The sequence below is a fragment of the Methanoculleus taiwanensis genome (assembly GCF_004102725.1).
Classification (GTDB): domain Archaea; phylum Halobacteriota; class Methanomicrobia; order Methanomicrobiales; family Methanoculleaceae; genus Methanoculleus_A; species Methanoculleus_A taiwanensis.
Genome location: NZ_LHQS01000004.1, coordinates 106,928 through 129,001 on the forward strand (window position 1 = coordinate 106,928; position 22,074 = coordinate 129,001).

23 protein-coding genes are annotated in these 22,074 nt (G+C 58.6%); 12 read left to right on the forward strand and 11 right to left on the reverse strand.

The annotated features are described in order from the left end of the window. The first annotated feature begins 183 nt into the window (after positions 1 to 183). The 5 genes from ABH15_RS13150 (at position 184) to ABH15_RS13170 (ending at position 4,720) form a co-directional block, all read left to right on the forward strand. On the forward strand, positions 184 to 1,005 hold the full coding sequence (locus ABH15_RS13150) for an FHA domain-containing protein (protein WP_128695059.1): 822 nt from the start codon (positions 184 to 186) through the stop codon (positions 1,003 to 1,005). Further along, on the forward strand, positions 927 to 2,336 hold the full coding sequence (locus ABH15_RS13155) for a serine/threonine-protein kinase (protein ID WP_241648127.1): 1,410 nt from the start codon (positions 927 to 929) through the stop codon (positions 2,334 to 2,336). Before ABH15_RS13150 ends, ABH15_RS13155 begins: the two co-directional genes overlap by 79 nt. Before the next feature lie 223 nt (positions 2,337 to 2,559). Then, entirely contained in the window at positions 2,560 to 3,129 is a 570-nt protein-coding gene (locus ABH15_RS13160; protein ID WP_241648128.1) for a potassium channel family protein, read from the forward strand. A gap of 101 nt (positions 3,130 to 3,230) precedes the next feature. Beyond that, positions 3,231 to 3,974, forward strand: coding sequence for an SIMPL domain-containing protein (locus ABH15_RS13165; protein WP_128695061.1), 744 nt, complete (start codon positions 3,231 to 3,233; stop codon positions 3,972 to 3,974). 80 nt (positions 3,975 to 4,054) lie between these two features. After that, a complete protein-coding gene (locus ABH15_RS13170) occupies positions 4,055 to 4,720 on the forward strand; it encodes an MBL fold metallo-hydrolase (RefSeq protein ID WP_128695062.1) in 666 nt (221 codons plus the stop codon). A gap of 12 nt (positions 4,721 to 4,732) precedes the next feature. Here ABH15_RS13170 and ABH15_RS13175 read toward each other — a convergent pair whose 3' ends face one another. Continuing rightward, a complete protein-coding gene (locus ABH15_RS13175; RefSeq protein WP_338323540.1) occupies positions 4,733 to 5,578 on the reverse strand; it encodes a mechanosensitive ion channel family protein in 846 nt (281 codons plus the stop codon). Beyond that, positions 5,575 to 6,279 carry a DUF432 domain-containing protein gene (locus ABH15_RS13180; RefSeq protein ID WP_128695063.1) on the reverse strand — a complete coding sequence of 235 codons (705 nt, stop codon included), beginning with the start codon at positions 6,277 to 6,279 and terminating at the stop codon, positions 5,575 to 5,577. The genes ABH15_RS13175 and ABH15_RS13180 overlap by 4 nt, the downstream gene beginning before the upstream one ends. A 700-nt stretch (positions 6,280 to 6,979) precedes the next feature. Here ABH15_RS13180 and ABH15_RS13185 point away from each other — a divergent pair. The 3 genes from ABH15_RS13185 to hisE all read left to right on the forward strand — a co-directional run bounded on the left by ABH15_RS13185 (position 6,980) and on the right by hisE (position 9,279). Beyond that, on the forward strand, positions 6,980 to 8,455 hold the full coding sequence (locus ABH15_RS13185) for a PAS domain-containing sensor histidine kinase (protein WP_241648129.1): 1,476 nt from the start codon (positions 6,980 to 6,982) through the stop codon (positions 8,453 to 8,455). A gap of 97 nt (positions 8,456 to 8,552) precedes the next feature. Continuing rightward, complete coding sequence (locus ABH15_RS13190) at positions 8,553 to 8,999, forward strand: NusA-like transcription termination signal-binding factor (protein ID WP_128695064.1); 447 nt, start codon at positions 8,553 to 8,555, stop codon at positions 8,997 to 8,999. Beyond that, positions 8,986 to 9,279 carry a phosphoribosyl-ATP diphosphatase gene (gene hisE / locus ABH15_RS13195; protein WP_128695065.1) on the forward strand — a complete coding sequence of 98 codons (294 nt, stop codon included), beginning with the start codon at positions 8,986 to 8,988 and terminating at the stop codon, positions 9,277 to 9,279. Before ABH15_RS13190 ends, hisE begins: the two co-directional genes overlap by 14 nt. A 48-nt stretch (positions 9,280 to 9,327) precedes the next feature. Here hisE and ABH15_RS13200 read toward each other — a convergent pair whose 3' ends face one another. From ABH15_RS13200 to ABH15_RS13235, 7 genes are all read right to left on the reverse strand, one after another. Next, positions 9,328 to 9,738, reverse strand: a complete 411-nt coding sequence (locus tag ABH15_RS13200; RefSeq protein ID WP_241648131.1) for a bifunctional nuclease family protein — start codon at positions 9,736 to 9,738, stop codon at positions 9,328 to 9,330. 82 nt (positions 9,739 to 9,820) lie between these two features. Continuing rightward, positions 9,821 to 10,852: a lysylphosphatidylglycerol synthase transmembrane domain-containing protein gene (locus ABH15_RS13205; protein WP_128695067.1), complete on the reverse strand. Its 1,032-nt coding sequence runs from the start codon at positions 10,850 to 10,852 to the stop codon at positions 9,821 to 9,823. A gap of 178 nt (positions 10,853 to 11,030) precedes the next feature. After that, positions 11,031 to 11,606, reverse strand: a complete 576-nt coding sequence (locus ABH15_RS13905; protein ID WP_206633459.1) for a DUF357 domain-containing protein — start codon at positions 11,604 to 11,606, stop codon at positions 11,031 to 11,033. Then, the gene (dph5, locus tag ABH15_RS13220) at positions 11,603 to 12,355 is read right to left on the reverse strand and encodes a diphthine synthase (protein WP_128695068.1); all 753 of its coding nucleotides are present in this window, start codon (positions 12,353 to 12,355) and stop codon (positions 11,603 to 11,605) included. The genes ABH15_RS13905 and dph5 overlap by 4 nt, the downstream gene beginning before the upstream one ends. Before the next feature lie 32 nt (positions 12,356 to 12,387). Then, positions 12,388 to 13,104 carry an RAD55 family ATPase gene (locus ABH15_RS13225; RefSeq protein ID WP_128695069.1) on the reverse strand — a complete coding sequence of 239 codons (717 nt, stop codon included), beginning with the start codon at positions 13,102 to 13,104 and terminating at the stop codon, positions 12,388 to 12,390. Between the two features lie 16 nt (positions 13,105 to 13,120). Beyond that, positions 13,121 to 14,974, reverse strand: a complete 1,854-nt coding sequence (gene feoB / locus ABH15_RS13230) for a ferrous iron transport protein B (protein WP_128695070.1) — start codon at positions 14,972 to 14,974, stop codon at positions 13,121 to 13,123. After that, positions 14,971 to 15,600, reverse strand: coding sequence for a metal-dependent transcriptional regulator (locus ABH15_RS13235; RefSeq protein WP_128695071.1), 630 nt, complete (start codon positions 15,598 to 15,600; stop codon positions 14,971 to 14,973). Before ABH15_RS13235 ends, feoB begins: the two co-directional genes overlap by 4 nt. A gap of 114 nt (positions 15,601 to 15,714) precedes the next feature. Here ABH15_RS13235 and polX point away from each other — a divergent pair, with 114 nt between their 5' ends. Both polX and ABH15_RS13245 read left to right on the forward strand, forming a co-directional pair. Beyond that, entirely contained in the window at positions 15,715 to 17,415 is a 1,701-nt protein-coding gene (polX, locus tag ABH15_RS13240; protein WP_128695072.1) for a DNA polymerase/3'-5' exonuclease PolX, read from the forward strand. Between the two features lie 3 nt (positions 17,416 to 17,418). Continuing rightward, positions 17,419 to 18,009, forward strand: a complete 591-nt coding sequence (locus ABH15_RS13245) for an undecaprenyl diphosphate synthase family protein (RefSeq protein ID WP_128695073.1) — start codon at positions 17,419 to 17,421, stop codon at positions 18,007 to 18,009. Between the two features lie 18 nt (positions 18,010 to 18,027). Here the strand turns inward: ABH15_RS13245 and uppS are convergent, their stop codons facing one another. Together uppS and ABH15_RS13255 are read right to left on the reverse strand one after the other, a co-directional pair. After that, positions 18,028 to 18,798 carry a polyprenyl diphosphate synthase gene (gene uppS, locus ABH15_RS13250; RefSeq protein WP_128695074.1) on the reverse strand — a complete coding sequence of 257 codons (771 nt, stop codon included), beginning with the start codon at positions 18,796 to 18,798 and terminating at the stop codon, positions 18,028 to 18,030. 14 nt (positions 18,799 to 18,812) lie between these two features. Next, positions 18,813 to 19,835 carry a radical SAM protein gene (locus ABH15_RS13255; protein WP_241648132.1) on the reverse strand — a complete coding sequence of 341 codons (1,023 nt, stop codon included), beginning with the start codon at positions 19,833 to 19,835 and terminating at the stop codon, positions 18,813 to 18,815. Positions 19,836 to 20,006: 171 nt separating this feature from the next. Between ABH15_RS13255 and ABH15_RS13260 the strand changes: the two genes are divergently transcribed. Next, positions 20,007 to 20,933, forward strand: a complete 927-nt coding sequence (locus ABH15_RS13260) for a DUF7289 family protein (RefSeq protein WP_128695075.1) — start codon at positions 20,007 to 20,009, stop codon at positions 20,931 to 20,933. A gap of 42 nt (positions 20,934 to 20,975) precedes the next feature. Further along, positions 20,976 to 22,025, forward strand: a complete 1,050-nt coding sequence (locus ABH15_RS13265; RefSeq protein ID WP_164913767.1) for a type IV pilin N-terminal domain-containing protein — start codon at positions 20,976 to 20,978, stop codon at positions 22,023 to 22,025. Positions 22,026 to 22,074: the final 49 nt, after the last annotated feature.

Genomic DNA, 22,074 nt, shown 5'->3' on the forward strand with positions numbered 1-22,074 from the left:
CGAAGAGACCATCGATCGTAATAAGCATGATCCCGAGCGAACGGGTCACAGCGGAGAAGCCGGAACCCGGGGATCGAAGAGACTCGCGGACGGATCGGGGAGAATGCTCCCGTCATTGCAGGTTTAACTGATGAGCCGGATAGTTTCGCAATCTTATTGGGAACGACCCGCCCATAGGAGTACATGGGCGGGAGGCCTCTAGGCGGAGACGAGGAAGGAGCAACAATAGTTCTCCTGGAAGATACGGATTCACTGCAGGAACTCTCCGAATATCTCGACGTCCTCTCAAGCACGACCCGGCTTAAGATCCTCAAGCTCATCGAGCAGAAACCAAAAGATATCCGCCGGATCGCATCGGAGATCCAGTCGAGTTACGAAAACACCAAAAAGCACATGGATAAACTCCTCAGCATCGGTGTCGTCCGCAAGGAGGCGGGACTTTCGCGGGAAACCTCGAGGGGCATTCACCCGGTCTGGAAGTACTCGCTCGTGCCCGGAACGATGGAGGCGATCGTGAGGAACCTCGGCCTCTTCTCCAACATGAAACTTACCGTCACCGATGCCGATCTCACCGTCAGGCTCGCCGCCGTACGCGGCAAGGTCTCGGAGGAACTCACAAACCCCTCACCGACCATCACGCTCCTCGGCGGGCCTGACGACGGAATGTCCTTCCTCCTTGAAGGCAGCCGGATGCCGGTCGGCAGGGGCGAGAGGGGCGCACCGACGGCATACGTTCCCGGCTCCGCCATCACGCTCTCCGAGGAGTACGGTGCCGTGACCCGCATCTCAAAACCGCATGCCGTCTTCATTCTGCGGGACAGAATCTGGCACCTCGAGGACTGCGGGAGTACCGGCGGTACATTTATCAACGGTACCGCACTCGTTCCTCACCGCAGATACATACTCAAAGACGGCGATCTCATAGAGTGTGCAAAAGGCGTCCACGGAGCATCCTTCGTCTTCGTCGGCGGAACCGAATCGGGACAGGGGGAGGAGAGAACCTGACCCGCAGCGGCGGCAACCCGGCACGCACCCAGGCATGCCGGTGCGTCCTTGCGCTTCTCCTTCTCCTGGCGCTCCTTGCCGCGCCCTGCACCGCCGATGCGCCGGGCACGGACGCAGAGTCACTCCGTACTGCCGACGACGATACCGTTCAGGTCGAGGAGAGCGCGACCCCGGCAAAGGGCAACTCCAAACTGAAGGATACACCCGGTAGCAACGGGGCAGGGAATGGAAAGGGAGTAACTCCGGATAGCCCGGCATCCAGGCAGTCCGAGACCCCCACACCGGGCAGCCCGACGGTGCAGCCTGCAGGCGGTACCGTGTCGGTTTTTGCAGCAGAACAGAACCGGGGTACACCGGAGCGGGGAAGCGCGGTCGATGCACCCCTCCTCCTGCTTGCAGGCATAGCTCTCCTCGCGGCCCTTGCCGTCTTCGTATGGTATTCCCGACAGGAACAGAACAGGGAGCTGCCGGAAACGGGCACCGCGGCCACCATACTGGCCGAACCCGGGGTGCCGGAGACTCCGGCCGGGCTGCAGAACAGATACAGCCGTATGGAATCTGTCGGGAGAGGCGGCCTCGGCAGGGTCTTTCGGGCAGAGCGGAAAAGCGACGGTGCGATCGTCGCCGTGAAGATACCCATCGCCTTTGACGAGGCCACGGGGAGATCGTTCCTGAAAGAGATGCGATTCTGGGAAGAGCTCACCCACCCGAATATCGTCGAGGTCTATTCGGTCAACATCCTTCCCGTTCCGTACGTCGAGATGGAGTACGTCGCAGGAACCCTTGAAGCGCTGAGAAAACCAATCTCCCCGGAAGCATGCCGATCTATAGCCATGGGGATTGCAGAAGGGCTTTCATACGCTCACGGCAGGGGGGTCATCCACCGGGATATCAAGCCTCATAACATTCTGATCGGAGACGACGGGGCGGCGAAGATCACCGACTGGGGGATGGGAACCGCCCTTGCCGGGAGCCGTGCCACGAGCAGCCCCGGGTTCTCTCTCGTCTATGCCGCCCCGGAACAGATCGCTCCGGGGCGTTTTGGCAGAACCGACGAGCGGACGGACATCTATCAGCTCGGGGTCGTCCTGTACGAACTCCTGACCGGCACGGTTCCCTTCCCGGGAGAGGATATCGCCGCGTTCAGCACTGCCCTTCTCGAGACCGAACCGGTGCCGCCGTCGGTGATCCGTCCCGGTATCGAGCCCTTCGATCCAATCATCCGGCGATGCCTCGCAAAAAACCCCGACCACAGGTATCAGACCGCCGCCGATCTGGCAGCCGATCTTGCCGCCCTCCCTCTCGGGGAGCAGGGCGAGGAGAGAGCATAACCCGGCGGGGCGGGCGGCAAGAGTTTTGTAGTGGGAGGAACGAGGTTGTCACCGGGAGGGGGCGACGACGGACAGTACGACCAATACGCTGCGGGCGAGGCTGAGCACGATCCGCCGCGAAGGCGTCCGCCGCAAATTTCTCGTCCTTCTGGCATCGCTCATCCTGCTGCTGGTACTCTACCCCTACGTAGGCCCGGAAAGCGGCGGGGAAATCTTCTTTAAGGTGCTTACCTCCATCGTGCTCATCGCCGGAGTCCATGCCGTCAGCGACAGCAGAAGGGCACTTATCGTGGCCGCCCTCTTTGCGTCGGCGGCGCTGCTCTCCGGGTGGCTGTACGTCGTTACCGACATCCCCGCTCTCAACGTCGCTGAAAACGCCATTTCTCTCATCTTCTACACACATACCACCATCATAATCCTTACCGTCGTCCTGCGGTCGCGGGCGATCACCACCGATACCATCTACGGAGCGATCTGCGTCTACCTCCTCATCGGGCTGACCTATGCCAACGGATACACCTTCATCGAGACCATGAACCCCGGTTCATTCTATGCCAGTGCCGTACACGAACCGGGCGGCAGGTTAGCGTTCCCGGATCTCCTCTACTACAGTTTCGTTACTATGACGACGCTCGGGTACGGCGACATCACGCCGATCACCAACCAGGCCCGGTCGCTCGCCATGCTCGAAGCGGTGAGCGGAGTCCTCTACGTCGCCGTCCTCATCTCACGGCTCATCGGGTCGCTCGGCAGGTCATCGGGCTCTGATGGCGACGAAGAGCAAAAAAAGTGAAATGACGGATATTTTTGAAAACAAACGAAGAATAACTCCGAATATTCTCGAAGTTAAAGGAAGATATTTATTTTTCCGAAAGCAACATCTGATCGATACCTATGCGGGTAAAACTTGCGCTACTGGCAACAGCTCTTCTGGTGCTCTCCGCTGCAGTCATCGGCAATGTTGCAGCACAGCCCGAAGATCCAAACGAGAAGTACATCTACACATCAGGCACCGGGAAAGTGACCACGACCCCGAACCAGGCGACCGTCTCCCTCGCTGTCGAGACCGAGAACGCCGACGTCGCGACGGCACAGCAGGAGAACGCACGACAGATGGACGCAGTCATCGCCGCCCTGAAGGCAGCAGGCATTCCGGCCGAGAAGATCAAGACGACCGGGTATACCATCACCCCGGTGACCGAGGATACCACGAGCGCCACCTGGATGAGTTCGAAGGTCAAGTTCTATCGGGTGACGAACACGGTGCGGGTAACACTGGATGAGGTGAACCGGGTAGGGGAGATCATCGATATCGCCATCGCGAACGGTGCGAACCGGGTTAACCATATCGAGTTCACCGTCAGTGACGACCGGCAGCAGGAGCTCCGCTCCCAGGCGCTGACCGCCGCCGTGCAGCAGGCACGGGGCGATGCCGACGCCGTTGCGGCAGCACTCGGCAAGACGATCATCGATGTGAAAGAGGTCAACGTCGGCGGCAGTTACATTCCCGTCATGTATGACGCAGCCAGATCGTACTACAGCGGTGCCGCCGAGAAGGCAATGGGCGTGCCCACCCCGATCGAGGTCGGCGAGATGGATGTGACGGCAACGGTCTCGGTCACCTATATCATCGTCTGATATCCACCCCCTCCTTTTTCTTTCCTCTCCCGGAGACGCCGGAGCAACTATTTATCGCTGTCGGGATGAAACCAGAACGCATGGTTACTATTGTCGAGGTCTACAACAACATCGGCTATGATCCGGGCCTTGTTACAGCCAAAGGGTTCTCCTGCTATCTGCAGGAGGCGGGCCTACTCTTTGATACCGGAGGCCAGGGGGACGTGCTGCTCGAGAATATGCAGCGCCTCGGGATCGATCCCGGATCCGTCAGGCGACTGGTTCTCTCGCACGATCACTGGGATCACACCGGTGGGGCGGCTGCCGTCCTCCGTGCAAACCCGGAGATAGAAGTCTTTGTACCTGCAGGATTCTCGAATAAGACTCTCGATCTGATCGAAGCCCGGACACCGCCACGGATCGTCGAAGAGTGGAGTCCCCTTGCAGAAGGGATCTTCTCGACAGGCCCTCTCGGCGGCGAGATTCCGGAACAGGCGCTCGCCATCGAAGGAACCGACGGATATCTCATCGTCACGGGGTGTGCCCACCCACATATCGCGAGGATCATTCATAAGGTTGCAGAAAGGGGGGCGGTATGGGGAGTTATCGGCGGGCTTCACACCGTATCAGAGGAAGATACGGATGCCCTCGAAGCAGTTTCCTACCTCTCCGCCTCGCACTGCACCGACCGCATAGGGGAGCTGGAGGCGCGATATCCGGATGCTTTCTCTCCCGGCGGAGCAGGATTCGTACACCGGTACCACTAAAGAAGGCGGAGCTTAGCTCCCGCCGTCCCTCCCCGATACATCCCCTTTCAGATCGTTCGCAAACCAGAGCGTCCTCTGCGGGAACGGGATCTCGATGCCGTTCTGTTCGAGTTCGATCTTTATCTTCCAGAGAAGATCCGTCTTGACGTCCCACCACTCCCGCGACGGCGCCCAGATCTTGACACTGATATTGACGCTGTTGTCACCGAGCGAGTCGACGTAGACCGACGGTGCAGGGCTTTTCAGGGCAAAGGGGTGGTTCCAGATGACCTCTTTTATGATCCTGACCGCCCTGTCGGCATCGTCCTGGTAGCGGATCCCCACCGTATACTCAAACCGCCGGGCAACATTCTGCACGTAGTTCGTGATATTCGAAGTGAAGACCTTCTCGTTCGGGATCCGGACATAAATCCCGTCATAGGTCTTGACGACGGTCGAGAGGATCCGAATGTCCTCGATGTTGCCCGATATCCCCTCGACACCGATATTATCTCCTATTTTTATCGGACGTTCTACCATCAGGAACAGACCGGAGATAAGATTCGAGACAACGCTCTGACTCGCAAAACCGATCACGAGACCCGCGATACCCCCGGCGACGAGAAGGCCGGAGAGATCGATACTGAGGTAGGGCAGCGCGATGATAACCGCCCAGGCGACAATGACGTAGTAGATGATCTTTGTGAGGATCTCAAGATCGTTCTTCGGGACTCTCTCATGGAGCGCCCTCCTGACGTTCATCGCCACTATCTTTGCGATCACTATCCCGACGATGAGGATAATGATGACCGAGAGGATGCTTCCGACCGTCAGAGTGCCGTAGCCGACCGGAGTCTCCAGGACCGATGTTACGTTCACGCCAATCCCCACTCCATGAGAAATCCTTTCTTTATCGACGGGATACCGCGGGCGGTATAGAGTTCGATCGACTTCTTCATCCCGGGTTTGAGCGGCGTGTCGAGAAAATCTGTTTCAGCCTGGTTTTTAGTGATGATCCGCATCTGGGCGGTCATCGAGACGATATCGTTGTAGTAGAGCTTCATATCGTAACTCTCAAAGACCGCCTGCGATACCGTAACCCATTCACGATAGGTGTTCCGGATGGTGAGTTCCATTACCCCCTCCATCAGAGGATGAACCTCCGGGATATCCGGGTAGATCTTGCTCTTGTACCATCGGGCGATGACACCGCCACTCGCCGGCCCGTAGAGGGTGTACTTCTGGTGGTCGAGGCCAATGATATCAAGCACCTCGATATCACGCTTCGATTCGACGAAGACCCCGATCTCAACCGGAAACGTCAGGTAGAACCGGTTGACCGATCCCGGTTCGACGAGTACCGGATCGAATTCGATCAACAGGAAGTTCGTGATCTCTTTCGGGAGGTTGACCGGTTCGACCGGGTTGACGATAATCCCACCCGACTCGGACGCCAGAAGCCTTTCGAACCTTTTTTCGCCACACGTCCTCCGATAGCAATAGAGGCCGTCTCTCCGCTCAATTCCGGCTTTAATGCCCCCGTCGTCGATCTGAAACGTATAGTCGTACCGCCCGAACATTACTAGAGTACTGATGATGCTCCATATTAAAGTTCCCGCCTGGAAAGATACCGCAATTACAGGATTTTAGCGGATTCAAAGGCAATATAACGCTTCTGCCTCCACCGGGAAGCCTGCAGGTTCACGGATGCGCCCGGTACGGGACGAACCTCGCCTCGGCCCTTCCGGAGGGGACGCGATACCCCGTACATCGGCCGATGCAGCTGGATCGGCACCGGTTCACATCTCCACACCCGACTGCCCCCGCCACCCCTGGCCTCTCCCGCTCGCGTTCCGCCGGAGATCTCATCGCCGGATATGTCTTCGGCTAAATCAGCCGGAGGAGGGATTACTCAGGAGAAAAGATATTCACGTTCCTCTCTGCCGAGAGTATGAATGAAAAAGGATAAGTAGGGCATACGATCCCTGATATATTTCAAGACAGATAAATAGATACAGTTTTAACCGTCGCTTAACGACATTTGATTGCACAATTACCGCGCAGAACACGCCGGAAGCAATTGGACATATGCACAAATAGGGGGTTTGGCATCATTCCCGGGGAGCAGGCAGCCGGATGCGCCGCCATCCGCTCCACCCCGGCACTCAGGTACCCCGAACCGATACACTAATCATACCCTGCCAGGTACACCGGAACATCACCGCCAACGGAAGTCAGGTTACAGGCAGTGAAGAGAGCATCTCATGGGGTGAGGAGAGCGTGAGAACGAATCAACAGAGAAGCAGGGAGATTATGACGAACGACAGCAGGGATATGGATATCATCAACCAGATCCCCCAAGCGGCATTCGCGCTTGATACAGCCGGAACGATTCGTGTCTGGAACCACAACATGGAGGAACTCACCGGCATCAGGGCCGAGGAGATCGTCGGCAGAGGAGGGTTCGAGCACAGCCGGATCCTCTTCGGCGAGCGGCGCCCGACGCTCATAAACGACATACTCGGCCAGGGAAATCCGGGCGACGGGCTGTATCGAAACCTCATCAGAAACAAAGACCAGATCTATGCCGAATCATGTGTTCCCTTAACGAACGGGAAGCAAGTTGCGTGCACCGCAGCTCCGCTCTACAACACCGCCGGAATACGCATCGGGGCGATCGAGGCGCTCTACGACATAACCGAGAAACGAGCGGCAGAAAACTCCCTCCAGCGGTCGGAGGAACAGATCCGGACGCTGACGCATGCTCTCCCCGACATGTTCTTCACGATAGACCATAACGGAATCTTTCTGGAGTTTTCGTGGAACGAGGCGCAGAAGTACGGCATCGACCCCGGCAGTCTTGTCGGAAGAGGCCCGGACGCCCTGTTTCCAGAGGAGGAGGCCGGGTTCATTGCAGCCACTGCGAGAGCGGTGATCGATACCGGACAGAACACCTCACAGGAGAGGAGATTTATGTGGCACGGCGAGGAGCGGGCATTCCGGACAGACCTCCATCCGCTCCACGATACCTCAGGAAGGATCGTCGCGGCAAGCGGTATCAGCCGCGACATCTCAAACAGGATCCGCTCTGAAAGGACGGTACAGGAGACTACCCGGGTCACCGATCTGTACCTCGACCTCTTAAGCAACGACATCTACAACACGAGCATGGTTGCCGCCACCATCATCGAGATGCTCCGGGAACGGCTCGAAGGCGAGGAGGAAGAACTTGCACAGCGTGTCAAGGCCACCATCGAGCAGAACATCAACATCATCAAGAACGTCGAGCTGCTCAATACCCTCAGCCAGCACCGGACGACGCTTGGCCCTGTCGATCTCGATGCGCTCGTCCGGGAACAGATCAGACGCTACAGCGGAATCCGCATACGCTACAGCGGTTGCCACTGCACCGTCTGGGCAAACCCCCTCCTCGAGCATATCATCTCAAACCTCATCAGCAACAGCATCAAGTACGGCGGAATGAGGGTCGAGATCGATATCTCCGCTCTCGAGACCGAGGAGGTCGTAACCCTCACCGTTGCGGACAACGGCATAGGGATTCCCGATCCCCTGAAACCAAATATCTTCGACCGGTTCACGCGCGGAGGAAAGAAGATGCCGGGAAGCCGCGGCCTCGGCCTGCATATCGTCAAGACACTGGTCAACCAGTACGGCGGCAGGGTCTGGGCTGCAGATCGCGTTCCCGGGAAGCCGGGAGAAGGGGCGGCGATCAAGATCATCCTTCAGAAATGCTGAAGGAGGTCTTCCCGGCCAGAATTTTATATCGTACTTACTCTATATATCATCCCAGCGACCATATGATATCACATCATGCCCATTGGGGATTAATTCAATGAATCGAACGATATGCTTTAAAGAAAGACGATATATCGAAGAGCTCCGGATTCTCACAAAAGCTACGGCTGTTGATTGTATCATCGACGAACGCTTCGACCGCATCATCTACGTCATCAGGGAAGGTGACATGGGACTTGCGATCGGCAGAAAGGGCGCAAATATCAAGAAGATGCAGAAAGTTCTCGGCCGCCGCGTTGAGATGGTAGAGTTCGCCCAGGAACCCACAGCATTCGTACAAAACATATTCAAACCGGCTGATATTCTGGAGGTGCAATCCGCCGCCGAGGGACGCACCGACGTATTTGTCAGGAAGAGCGATCTCGGCATCGCCATCGGAAAAGGGGGATGCATGATAGAGAAGGCACGGCTCCTCATAGCACGGTTCCTTGGGCGGGAGCTCGGCGAGATACAGGTAAGGGAGGAGGAGAATGCAGACGCATGATGTGCTCGACGAGCTCTGGGCAGTTATCTGCGAGCGTGCAGAGAACCCATCCGAAAACTCGTATGTCAGCAGTATTCTGACGCACCGCAAGGGCGTCGATAAGGCGCTTGAAAAAGTAGGCGAAGAGGCGGTGGAGTTCATCCTCGCCGCGAAGAATCAGGTCAGGGAGCGCACCGTATCCGAAGGCGCCGACCTCTTATTCCATTTCCTCGTTGCCCTGCGGGCATCGGATATCGATATCGACGAAGTCCTCTCGGAGCTTGCCGGGCGGCGCAGATAATCATCCACTTTTTCAGGCACCGAAACCTGCCTTTTGGAGTAGCGCGGATCAGAGATACTCCTTCAGATCGACCATCTTCGGAAGTTCCTCCTTCTTCACCGACGCCGTCTGGATGACATCCGGATCGATCAGAATGGGAGCGCCGTATCGAAGGGCAATGGCTATCCCGTCGCTCGGCCGGCAGTCCATCACCTCGGTCCGGCTCTCCTGCTTCAGAACGAGCTTTGCATAGAAGACCCCTTCCTCGAGCGAGTCGATGTGAAGGGCATCAAGCGAGATTCCGAAACGTCTGAGCATCTCGATGATGAGGTCGTGCGTGATGGGACGGGGCAGCATCTCCATATTCAGCGCGTTGCTGATGGAGATAGCCTCCCAGAGCCCGACGTAGATCGGGATGGTGCCTTTCCCGTCAGCATCGAGCACAACCGTCGGGGCGGCCCCCATCTCACTGACGGACATGAAAACCCCCTGTACGTGGCAACTCTGAGAAGACATGTGATCACCTGACATGCTCCTTATCGGCTTTAATACTTGGGGTGAACTATCGTGTCTTCTCGGTTCTCACGACAATCTCACGCCGGACGATCGAGAGGCTTGCAAGAAGGCCGATAGCGATATTGAAGTAGTACAGGATAAGCCTCCAGAGGAGGACGAAGACCCCGACGATGGACGAGTTCACGAAGAGCCCGTACAGCGACGTGGCGCTGAGTTCTGCGATCCCCGAACCGCCCGGCGTGAGCGGGAGCATCATGATAATCGCAATAATGAGCTGCACGACGAACGACTCGATGAAGAACGGGGGTTGGCCGAGTCCGATGAGGAGCAGGGATGCGATGAAGAACTCCGAAAACCAGAAGAGGCAGGTGAAGAAGAAACCCCAGAGGAGACCGACCTTACCGTGGTTGACGAAGCGCACGAGGCTTTCGTGGAAGTTATCGACCTCCCGGTCGACCGTCGCGAGGATACTCTCGATCCGCTTCATCTTCCACTTCTTCCCGATCCATGCGGAGATCCGCCGCAAAAACCGCTTGAGGTGGTCGGGGTTCTTTACGGAGAAGACGAAGACGAGAACGAAGAGCGTGATGAAGACCCAGGCCGCGTACATGATAATACTGACACCTGCGGCAAGGCTGCTCCAGTAACTCCCGAGAAAGAGCATCGCGAATGCACCGGCCGCGCCGAGGACGATACCGTCGAGCACGCGTTCCATGATAACGACGGCGGTTGCATCACCGAGTTTCACATCGGCACGGTACAGTTCGTGAATCCGCACCGGCTCGCCGCCCGCCTGCGACGGGGTGATCGACGCAACCAGCATATTGGCAAAGACCAGGTTGAGGCAATGCCTGAACCGGACGCGATAGCCGAGCGAACCGGTCATCTTCTGGATGCGGAGCGCCCAGAAACCAAGGGCGACGACGTGCAGCAGCAGCGCGAGGACGAGGTAGTAGGGGTTGATCTGCTGCAGGTACTCAATGGTCGTTTCGTCGATGGTAAAGTAGAGGACCGCAATCAGTACGAGCGTGCTGAAACTGACCGAGACTAAAAGCCACTTCCACTGAGATTTTTTCATGCATTACGCTCCAGAACACCGCCGGCCGAAGTCTGACTCCCGGGATCGGGATCAGGGAACCGCTTGCGCCGGGTGATACAACCAAAAATATCAGAGGCTGAACTATTATCGTATCTTCCGGATACTATATAACGCTGTTTTCACGACCTTCCCCCGGGACAGGCCGCTTCATCTTCTCCTATACCGTGAAGAGATCCCGCCGCCCCGTGACCCGGAGCAGGCCGGCACGAACGCCGGCGTCAAGCCAGCCATACCCGTAACTGAAGAGGGAAAGCGCGGCCGCGTACTCCTGATTCCGGAGATGCAGACTTCCGTCCAGATGCCCCCGCCTCGCTTCGGCGACAACCATCTCCGCCGCTTCGGAGAGCAGGCTTGCCCGGTCAGGCCCGGTCTCGACGGCAGTGATCGCTTCCGAGAGCATCCGTTCGTAGCGGGTCGTCTTCTCGTGGAGGCGGTCAGCCAGCGCCTCCGGGATCGGATCGGCGATGGCGGCGGGATGCAGTCGTTCGCCACCGGCAGTCCGGACGAGCCCGAGAACGCATCCGGCATCGAGCCACCCGAGCCCGTAGGTGAAACTTGCCAGCGCATTCACCCGGTCACCGGTGCGAAGGAACGTGCACCCGTCGCTCCGGTAAGCGGCAGCCATCTCGAGAACCTCCCCGGCTATCCTTCCGAGCACGCTCGCTTCAGGAGGGATCGGGCGCGCCGCCTCCACCCGGCTGCCGTACACCTCCCCGAACGTCGATAGTCTCATAGTCCCGCGAACGTCCGGAGGTACTCGTGCTCCACCGGGTGGAGATCGGCCGGCACGACCAGGATGTGGAGCGGCGGCCCGAAGTCTACCGATTTGAGCAGTTCGCCCGTTCCCGCGGCCACATGCGGGTGCTCGGAGCCCGCCCGTGCGATCCCGACGTACAGCGACGGAGCAGGTGTTTCCAGGATCTCCGCCATCCGCTCGATGATCGCTATCGCTTCTCCGACCCGCATATACCGGTCAGGCTGAATATCGAGGTAGACCAGCGTATGCAGGTTGAGAGCGAGGTTCTGGCGGATCGTCTCGAGCGGGGTCGTCGGAAACCAGCTCTTCGCCGGGAACGGGACAGAACAGGATTTCCCGAACCGGTAATTCTGCAGTCCGGCAAGCCCACAGACAGCGCTTGCAATGGACGAGGCGTGGATGATCGACGTCGCGACACCCATCCCGGCAGCGCGGATCCTGAGATCCGCGTGGGTCGTCGAGACCATCGGATCGCCGCCGGTGAGGAAGACCACGTCGCCGTCCCGCGCACGCCGGATCACCTCATCCGGGTGCTGCTCAACATCCTCCCGCCCGAGAAGGACGATCTCTTTTCCAAAGACCGCTTCCATCTCCGAAACACTCGAACCCATCATCCGGGAGGTGTACGATTCAAGGTAGACATACTCCGCTCTCCGAACGGCATCGAGTCCCTTTACGGATATGTCCTTAAGATCAAAGAGTCCAAGGCCTACAAACGTCAGCATCTATTCACCTTCATGTATTCTCGCAGGGATCGCTATACAACGATGAGCTGCCCGTCGACGATGTGGTACTGAATCCACTGCGTGGTCGTCCCGTTGATCCCGATGATCCTGAAGTACCACTGGTGTGTCATCCCGACATCGACGGCCTTCACCTCAAGGATCAGGGTCATCAGCTGCTTGATGGTGGAGAGCGTCTTGTCGTCGAAGGACTCGTTATTCAGGAGATATATCCCGAGCCCCTCGAGTTTTTTCACGCGGTTTGTAATGACGTGCAGAAACCGGTAGGCCACATCAAGCCTGGAGTACATGAGGAGGGTCGAGACCGAGTTGATGCAGAACCGGATCGGCGGGGGAAGAGGGCCCGGAGGCTCCATGGTCACGCTCTCTTTCCACATATCCTCGGCCATCCTGGAGAACTTTATCCCCATCCCGGTGAGATCCATGGGGCTTGTGACGAACTTCACCCGGGCGGATTCTGAGATGGTCGGAACCGAGCACTTCGTGATGGCATCGATGACACCGATCCGGTTTTTATCCGCTCCCTGCCGCTTTAACGCCGTGACGACATCGCTTGCCCGCTCATCGGTCGACATCACGATCGTCCATTCTCCTTCCGCCGGGCATGCAAGCCGGTAGGCTATCTGCTCGGCATAGGAGAGCGGAGGAGCCAGAATGAGGATGTTGCCGGTTGCCTTGAGTCCCCGGAAGTGGTCGTCCACCACCGGGATGCCCGTCGTATAGCGGTACATTGATACTGTACTGATCTTACGTGAGGACCAGATTTATAAGTGCGCCGATGACAAGCCCGAGCGAGACCGTGTACAGGCTCACGGCAAGGGTTATCCTCGACCCGACCTCCCGGTTGAGGACGGTGATCGTGGAGAGGCAGGGGACGAAGAGCACCGTAACGATGGCAAAGACGTAGAGCTGCAGGGCAGAGAGCACCGCGCCGAGGTCGGCAGTCCCGGCAAGGATCGCCAGGGTCTCGAATGCCATCTCCTTTCGGAGGATGCCGAAGATGAGTGCCGTCGCGGTATACCCGGGAAGGCCGAGGAGTCCCTCCATAACAGGGGCGGCAAACGCCGCGAAAGCGTTCATCAGACCGAAGAACTCGAACAGGCCGAGGAAGACGCTCCCGAGGAGCAAGAGCGGCATGGCGATGAAGAGAAACTCGGAGAGGCGCGACCAGGACTTCTTCAGCACCAGGTTCGGGTCGGGTCGGCGGAGCGGAGCCATCTCCATGATCATCCCGAACCGCTCACCCGGCGTCACCCGGGAAAGCATCAGGCCGGTCGCAAGAATAAGCGCAAATACGATGATGTAGATGCTGAGTGCGGCCGCTATCCCGATGAAACTCGAGACGATTCCGGCAATAATGACCGTTCGTGCCGAGCAGGGCACCATGGTGACGAGAAACGCCGCGATCATCCGCTCACGCCTGCTCCGGAGCGTCCGTATACCCATGATGGCGGGCACGGTGCACCCGAAAGCGAGCGTCATCGGGATGATCGCTCCTCCGTGCATCCCGACCCGATGCATCGCTTTATCGGCGAGGAACGCCGCCCGGGTCATGTACCCGGAGTCCTCGAGGATCGAGATGAATATGTAGAAGAGGAGGATATACGGGAACGCTATCCCGAGCCCTGCCTGGAGTGCGAGCAGGATTGAGATCCCGATCGTCTCGATGAGCGGCGGGAGGCCAAGGCTCATGAAGGGAGCTATCGCCCAGGTATCAAAGAGGGTGACAATAAACTCTTCAATCCAGCTGCCGACGATGAAGACCGTGACGAGCATGGTGAGCAGAACCCCGATCAGTACGGGGATGCCCGGGATGACCCGGGTGAAGATTCGATCGAGGTCGAAGGGCGGTGCGGGCTCTTCGATCCGGACGGTGATGGCGTCGGCGATCTGCCGGGCGAAGTTATGCCGGTTGGCCGCGATGATCTGGGAGATAGTCATCCGGTGGCGGCTCTCGATCTCATCAGCAATCGTCTTTGCCGCCTCCAGAAGATCAGGGTCGTCACCGATCCCTTCGAGCGCCTGCATGCTCTCGACCCGCTCCGCGCCGAGCATCTTGTCCAGACTCCGGACGGCCGCTTCTATATGGTGGTCGTAGGGAACCTCCACAGTCGAAGGCCGTGCGTCGGCGAGCGCCAAGGGGATGATCCGGTCGATGTTCTTTCCCTCGAGAGCGGACGTGAGCAGCACCTCGACCCCGAGGATATCCCGAAGTGCCGCTGCGTCGACCTCAAAACCACGGTCAGCCGCCTCGTCGATCATATTCAGGACGACGATCATCGGCAGGCCGTACTCGGCAACCTGCAGGAGCAGGTACAGATTTCTCTCAAGCCTGGTGACGTTCAGCACGGCGATGAGCGCGTCGGCTCCCTGCTGGCCGAGGAACCGCTGCACCAGGAGTTCTTCGTCGGAGGTGCCGTCGAGCGAGTATACTCCCGGGAGGTCGACGAGTTCGACGATCTCGCGCCGGTAGCAGGTATTGCCCCGCTGGAGTTCCACGGTCGTTCCCGGGTAGTTGCTCACCTCTACGCCGAGCCCCGTCAGCTGGTTGAAGATCAGGGATTTCCCCACGCCCGGGTTTCCTATCAGGGCAGTCTTCATCGGGACGGCTCCACGAAGATCGATTCGGCGATCTCGGGGCTGATCGCGATATCGCACCCCTTTACCCGTACCATAACCGACCGATTCGGGAGCTTTCTCCGGAGCTCGACCACCTCACCGGGAAGGATGCCAAGATCCATAAGCCGCCGGTTGCACCCGGGTCGTTTGAGCATGGTAACCCGGAGAGTATCCCCTTCGTCGAAGTCGAGAAGCGATGCCGCCGCCCGCCCGCACCGCCGCCGGGGTGCATGACCCGGTTTTCGGCAATCGAGATACGATGAGAGGCGATCGATCGTCTCGTCGGAGATCTCGTGCTCGAGCGTACACGCTTCGCGTGAGGCGGCATCGGTATCGATCCCGAGCATCTCGGTCAGGAAACATTGCAGGACGCTGTGTTTCCGGACCACCTTCGCTGCACGCTCTCTGCCCTTCTCGGTCAGCAGGACACTGCCGTCCCCGTGCAGGGTCAGGTATCCTTCCTGTGCGAGTGCCGGAACCGTTGCCTCGACGGCTGCCGGATCGACCCCGAGCGCCTCCGCTATCTCGGCGAACGTAACCGGGCGCTGGTTCCCCGGAACAGTATTGTGAATCGCCTCAAGGTAGTCTTCGCAGGTCGAAGGATGCATTCTCTCTTTTTTCGTCGTCAACGATGTTATGGATTTTGATGCAGGCAGATGTTCCAGAGGCGCACCCCGTCTCCGCCGTGAACTACTATATACACCCTCGGATGATTGTTATGCATGGAGCGCTCTGATCCGCAGCAGGTCACGAACAGGCAGGTCGCCGGAGTGCTCACCTTCATGGGTCAGCTCCTCGAGATCTCCGGGGACGACCCGTTCAAGATCAGGCCGTATTACCGGGCGGCGCAGGAGGTCGAGCGGCAGAGCGAACCCGTGGCAGGCAGAGGCGAAGAAGAACTCGTCGCGCTCCGGGGTATCGGCCGCCAGATCGCCCGGAAGATAGGCGAGATCGAAGAGACCGGAACGTTTCGCGAACTCGACGAACTCCGGGCGGAGATACCGGATTCCCTCATCGAGCTCCTGGCGCTCGACAGCGTCGGCCCGAAGACCATCAATCTCCTCTGGAAGAAACTCGGGATTCTGAGCGTCGGCGACCTGGATAAAGCGGCCAGGAACCACCGGATTCGGGCGGTGAAGGGGTTCGGAGCGAAGAAAGAGGAGAATATACTCCGGGCGATCGACCGTTTCCAGCAGAAGAACGGCCGCATGACCAGAGCGGAGGCCGACGCGATCGTCAACGCCGCGACAGGCGTCCTTCTCCCGGGCACCTTCACCGTCGCCGGGAGTTATCGCCGCGGCCTTTCCACCGTCGGCGATATCGACATCGTGACGCTTGAAGAACGGGATGCCGTCAGACCCCGGCTTACGGCCGTCGCCGACGAGGTGATCGACGACGGCAGCAGAAAGACATCACTTCGCATCGGAGGCAGACGGGTGGATATCCGGTATGCCACTCCTGAGATATACGGGGCGATGCTCATGTACCTGACCGGATCCAAGGCTTTCAATATCAGGATACGGGCGGTTGCCAATTCGGGCGGATATACCCTGAACGAGTACGGTCTTGAGGAGAGGAGTTCGGGAAGACTGCAGACCTTCGCAGATGAAGAAGGACTCTTCCGGGAACTCAAGATGGATTACGTCCCCCCCGAGCTCCGCGAGGATAGAGGCGAGGTCGAGCTGGCTCTCGCAGGAGCACTTCCCTCCCTCGTCGATCTCCCGGATGTGCGGGGCGATCTGCACTCCCATACGAGATGGAGCGACGGGCGCCAGACGCTCGAGGAGATCGCGGTGCGGGGCGATGAACTCGGCTACGAGTATATCCTCATCACCGATCACTCGTCGAGCCTCGGCGTCGCCCGAGGGCTCGATACCGATGCCCTGCAACGGCAGCAGAGCGAGATCGAGCATACCAACCGGAGGCACACCTGCACACTCCTCTCCGGCGTCGAGGTCGATATCAAAAGCGACGGAGCCCTCGGCCTTCCCGGCAAGATGCTCGCCGATCTCGATCTCGTGATAGCCTCCGTCCACTCGGGTTTCCAGCAGGAGGAGGATCAGATCACCCGGCGTATCCTCTCGGCGGTCGAGAACGAGCATGTCGATATCGTCGGTCACCCGACCGGCAGGCTCCTTGGCCGACGGCCGCCTTACGCGGTCGACCTTGCGCGGGTGATCGAACGGGCGGCGGAGGTGGGGACGGCACTCGAGATAAACGCCTCCCCGCACCGGCTCGATCTGGATGATATTTATATCAGACAGGCCAAGGAAAAAGGAGTGAAACTGACAATAGGGACAGACAGCCACAGAACGTCAGAGTTTTCCAATATGCGCTACGGCATCACACTCGCACGGCGCGGATGGTGCACGGCTCCCGACATTCTCAATACCTCTACGCTTGCCGGGCTGCTGGAGTGGTGACTCGTGATCTACTGGCTGTATGAGAAGATCCTTCAGAGGAACCTCTCCTCCCTCCCCGGACGGGTCTGCTTCATGATTACCGAAGAGGATCTTGTCGGGGCGCCGGAGAACCTGTATACGATAACCGAATGGTGCATCGAACTCGGTATCGAACATGTCATGTTCCATATCAGCACGGAGAACCCGGAACGGCTCATCGGGCACCTCCCCGGGATTCGTTCTATCGGTGGGATAGCCCGCCTGACCATACACTACGGCGAACAGGAGGAGGTTACCGGCAGCGGAATCGATGTGACGGTGGCGATCGGAAAGAGCGGCCGGGAGGAGATCACGAACTGCATCCGGAAGATGGCGGAGAGCGGGGTGAATCCCGAGGATGTCGACGAGGAACTGATCGAGTCGTGCCTCACCTTTCCGTACGAGCCCGATCTCGTTATCAAGACCGGCGGCGACCACCTGACCGATTTTCTCATCTGGCAGTCGGTCTACTCGGAACTCTTCTTCCTCGACGTCAACTGGGCGCTGCTTCGAAAAGTCGACTTTTTGCGGGCGTTGCGCGACTATCAGTCACGAGCCCGCCGTTTCGGAACGTAACCGGCGCCGGAAAAGAGATTATTCGGCGTTCCGGTTCTGTAACCGTTCCTTTAGCCGCATCCTCTGGTCGTAGACCCGCATCGCCCGCAGGAGATCGATCTTCCTAAACGACGGCCAGTAGGGTGCGCAGAAGTAGACCGCGGACTCGTGCCCGTTCGCGAGCCACGGCAGGAAGTTCGAGGTCCGGCAGTCGTTCCCGGTCCGGACGATCAGGTCGACGGGAGGGATGTGCATTCCGCGGTTGAGATGCCCTTCCACGAGATCCGCGTCGATATCCCCCGCCGTCAGGAGGCCGTCCTTCACCTCCCGGAGGATCGAGCGGGCGGCGTGGACGATCTCGTTCCTGCCGCCGTACGCAAGGGCAATATTTACATAGTAGCCGGTATACTCCCGGGTGGTCTCCTCGGCCTCTTTTACCGTCTGCAGGAGATCGGCCGGGAGGAGGGAGCGGTCGCCGATCATCTGCACCCGGATCTTGTTCCGGTGAACCCGCTCGTCGGCCATGACGGCACGGAACTTCTCCTTGAAGAGCGAGAAGAGGGCGTCGAGTTCGTCCGTCTCACGCCGGAAGTTCTCGGTCGAGAAGGCGTAGAGCGTGATGTACTTGATCCCGAGCTCCGACGCCCAGTCGAGGACCTTCTCGGTGGTGTCGGCACCGAGCTTGTGCCCTTCGGCGTTCTGCATACCGTGGGTCTTCGCGAACCGGCGGTTCCCGTCCTGGATCACCGCGATGTGCCGGGGCACGTACCTGATCTGCAGCCGCAGGAGACGCTCGTACAGCGCCTCCATGCCCTTGCGCGCCTTCAGACCGGGGTCACCTCCACAATCATTCCTCCGTTCGGGTAGCGTTCGACGATCTCCTTCTTTCCGGGAAGATCGGCCGCGTGTTCGACGAGCAGCCACCATGCCGTCTCGATCCGGTCGCCGAGACGCTCGTAGCCTTCCTCCTCGAGAAGCGGGAGGAAGTCGCCCGGTAGCTGGGCGGATTCCAGCACGCCGTAGACGATCGTCCCGTCGTCGGTGATCTCGTCGAACGGTCGGGCAGTATTGCCAGCAATACGTTTTAATCGTTCCCGTAGCTGCACCGAGTCCTTAAACGACGAGGAGCACCAGTGCACCTTCAGATTCTTCGCGAGCGTCTCCGACCAGGAGCGGCAGCCCGAGACTGCGTTGTGGAGGCCGTCCTCGGTTTCATACCCCCGCTCGCGCATCGCGGCGGCGCAGGTATCCCCCCACTCGAGTTCGTTGATGTTCAGGAAGTCAAGGAGCGGCAGGATTGCTTCGAGGTGCTCGAGCCCGGGGAGCGCCGGCACCTCGATCCCGATCTCAAAGCCCAGCTCCCGCGCCTTCCGTGCGGATGCCGCCCACTCGCTCTCGGTGATCGTCGGCCAGTCCTCCTGCGGCGGGTGGAGGCGGATCTCGTCGACAAGCCCGCTGAGCCGCCGGAGCGTCTCTTCATCGGGCGCTATCCCGGTGTACATGTGGATCTGGTGCTCCGGCCCATAGGTCTGTTTCAGGAGCCGGCAGTACTCGATCACCCTGTCGAGGACGAGCAGCGGTTCTCCACCCGTAACCCCGGTGCCGAGCGCGCTCATGATCTCCGCCTCGGCGAGGATATCCTCCGGGCTCTCGATGCGCCGGTCGTTCGCATAGGCGGCGTCTTTGCCCTTCCGCTCGCGGGAGAGCGGACAGTACCAGCAGGTGCGGCGGCAGCGTCCCGTCACGAAGAGCACCAGTTTCGCACCCTCGTGGCAGAGGACGCATCCGCTCGAAAGCATCACCCCGTCCACCTCGCGGGCAAGCCGCGGAACCTCTCCCATAGGCATCCATAACTGTTGCACGCCTGATATCAAAAAGCCTTGGAGCGGCTCTGAGGTGGGCATTTCGATCGAAAATAAGGGATTTATGGAAATGGATTTTATAAAACGTCCAGGGAAACGTCGCGGATCTTTCCAGAAGAGTTATATAGCCCCCCGCTGAAAATTCACGTATCTCTTATGCCGCCCGCCCACCGTGACGACGGTCTCTCGGAAGTTGTCGGATTCGTGCTGATACTGGGAGTCATTGTCCTTGCTCTCTCACTCTACCAGCTCTACGGCGTGCCGGCGATCGGGCGCGAGAACGAGATCCTCCATATGAACGCGGTGAAAGACCGGTTCATCGATTATAAGATCGCCCTCGATTCGCTCTGGACGAATAACCAGACCGGCGTGACTCTCAGCACCTCCTTCGACCTTTCCACCGAGGGTGGCTATACCCAGGGCGGCGGGATGATCTTCCCGGTGCTCGCACCGATTCCATCTTCGGGCGCTATTAACGTGAACCGTCGTGGAACAGAGAATATTACAATAGAATATGACGGCACGACGGTCGCCGGTTTCCCAAAAGAGATGGGAGCCGTTCAGTTTGCGTCTGCCAATAACTACTGGATAGAGCAGACCTATTACTACCAGCTGGGCGCCCTCTTCCTCGCCCAGGACGGAGGGGCGACAGTCCGGCTCTCGCCGCCAATTTCCTGCTATAAAACCACCAATGACGACATAACCGTCGAAATTGTGGCTCTTCAGATGTACGGCTACCAGGAGACTGCCGGTAAAGGAGTCGCCCGGCTCGACACCCGGCTAAAGAACGGCCTGCAGACCGTCACACCCACCACAGGGAATGCGCATAACGTCACCATCAAGGTCTCCGCAGATGACGCGACTGCCAGAGAGGTCTGGGACAGACAGGGGACAGCAGAGCTTTGGGAGCACGCCTTTTCCGATGCTGCGGCCCGCGGCTATCTCCCCAGCACCAATTACACCATCTCAAGTGACGATGATTGGGCAAGCATTGCGATTCTAAACCCAACAACGCGGTACGTGAACCTCAAGGTGACCACCGCATCATACAGCGCCATTCTACAGGAGATTACAACAGCATAGCGTGAGGACTCTGAAAACCAGACGGAGATGAGAAATATGTGTATGAAATTTAAGAACGACCATGGGATCTCCGGGAATATCGGTGTTATGCTGATCGTCACCGTCGCGGTGATAGGCATCGCCGTCGTCGGAGTGACGGTAACATCCCAGGATACACCTGATGAGATACCGAACGTCGACATCATCATCGGGTGCGACCAGTGCAATGCCACGCACTACAACATCACCCTGTTTCACAACGGCGGGGACACAATTTCTGCAGGCGAATTCGAGATCCAGGCTTTCAATGCAGACGGGGAAGAGATAACTGTGACCAGTTGTTCGGGATCGTCCGACGACGTCTGGTCGATCGGCGATACGACCACCTTCGTTGCCGACGACGAACCGGCCTCCATCAAGATCATGTACACCACAGGATCGGCAGCCGCCATGCTCAAGTCCCTTGACCTCGGCATGCCCGGTGACGAGGAGGAACTCCCGTCACCGGATGTGTTCGTGGATGAAACCGGTACATCCACACCGACGCCGACGCCGACACCGCCAGCAGGTCAGGATGAAATGTTGATTCTCTATGCCTGCGAGAAGTCGGCCGGATCGGTTAGCGGATCATTTATGTTTACTGTTAGTGGTTCTGGCTGGCTGAAAACACACGGCGGCGGATCGCCATATAGCGGCGCACTGAATGAAGGCGAGGAGATAACAGTCAGAACGAGCGGCAATGCACAGGTGAATGTTGTCGGGACAGCTGATCAGCTCACAGTGTTCAGCGTATCGGGCAGCCAACTCTATGTCGATGTGGATGGTGTGCAGCGGGGCGGTCATCTTTCAAGCCTTCTAATCGACGGATACAGGGACTTTTCATCGGCACTTACTTTAAGTTCACAGGGTCATGGAAACTCCTACACAATGATGTATGTCGGCGGAGACCAGGTACTAGCCTGTTCAAACGATCCGCCTGTGATCCTCACCAATATCAGACCGGCAGATAGCGGCTTATTTTTCATTGACACCCACCAGGGGAACGGACAAGAGGCCGTATTCATGGGTACAGCAGAGAAATACTCCATAGACGGAGACGAAACAATCCTATAATCATTTTCACCGGATCATCGAGGAACCAGTTTTGGGTGGTAAAAGTTTA

Excerpts from the sequence above, each read along its gene's own strand:
- ABH15_RS13150 (WP_128695059.1), top strand. The coding sequence starts at position 184 with ATGGGCGGGAGGCCTCTAGGCGGAGACGAGGAAGGAGCAACAATAGTT.
- ABH15_RS13165 (WP_128695061.1), top strand. The coding sequence starts at position 3,231 with ATGCGGGTAAAACTTGCGCTACTGGCAACAGCTCTTCTGGTGCTCTCC.
- ABH15_RS13170 (WP_128695062.1), top strand. The coding sequence starts at position 4,055 with ATGGTTACTATTGTCGAGGTCTACAACAACATCGGCTATGATCCGGGC.
- ABH15_RS13180 (WP_128695063.1), bottom strand. The coding sequence starts at position 6,279 with ATGTTCGGGCGGTACGACTATACGTTTCAGATCGACGACGGGGGCATT.
- ABH15_RS13190 (WP_128695064.1), top strand. The coding sequence starts at position 8,553 with ATGAATCGAACGATATGCTTTAAAGAAAGACGATATATCGAAGAGCTC.
- hisE (WP_128695065.1), top strand. The coding sequence starts at position 8,986 with ATGCAGACGCATGATGTGCTCGACGAGCTCTGGGCAGTTATCTGCGAG.
- ABH15_RS13200 (WP_241648131.1), bottom strand. The coding sequence starts at position 9,738 with ATGTCCGTCAGTGAGATGGGGGCCGCCCCGACGGTTGTGCTCGATGCT.
- ABH15_RS13205 (WP_128695067.1), bottom strand. The coding sequence starts at position 10,852 with ATGAAAAAATCTCAGTGGAAGTGGCTTTTAGTCTCGGTCAGTTTCAGC.
- ABH15_RS13905 (WP_206633459.1), bottom strand. The coding sequence starts at position 11,606 with ATGAGACTATCGACGTTCGGGGAGGTGTACGGCAGCCGGGTGGAGGCG.
- dph5 (WP_128695068.1), bottom strand. The coding sequence starts at position 12,355 with ATGCTGACGTTTGTAGGCCTTGGACTCTTTGATCTTAAGGACATATCC.
- ABH15_RS13225 (WP_128695069.1), bottom strand. The coding sequence starts at position 13,104 with ATGTACCGCTATACGACGGGCATCCCGGTGGTGGACGACCACTTCCGG.
- feoB (WP_128695070.1), bottom strand. The coding sequence starts at position 14,974 with ATGAAGACTGCCCTGATAGGAAACCCGGGCGTGGGGAAATCCCTGATC.
- ABH15_RS13235 (WP_128695071.1), bottom strand. The coding sequence starts at position 15,600 with ATGCATCCTTCGACCTGCGAAGACTACCTTGAGGCGATTCACAATACT.
- polX (WP_128695072.1), top strand. The coding sequence starts at position 15,715 with ATGGAGCGCTCTGATCCGCAGCAGGTCACGAACAGGCAGGTCGCCGGA.
- uppS (WP_128695074.1), bottom strand. The coding sequence starts at position 18,798 with ATGGAGGCGCTGTACGAGCGTCTCCTGCGGCTGCAGATCAGGTACGTG.
- ABH15_RS13255 (WP_241648132.1), bottom strand. The coding sequence starts at position 19,835 with ATGCCTATGGGAGAGGTTCCGCGGCTTGCCCGCGAGGTGGACGGGGTG.
- ABH15_RS13260 (WP_128695075.1), top strand. The coding sequence starts at position 20,007 with ATGCCGCCCGCCCACCGTGACGACGGTCTCTCGGAAGTTGTCGGATTC.
- ABH15_RS13265 (WP_164913767.1), top strand. The coding sequence starts at position 20,976 with ATGAAATTTAAGAACGACCATGGGATCTCCGGGAATATCGGTGTTATG.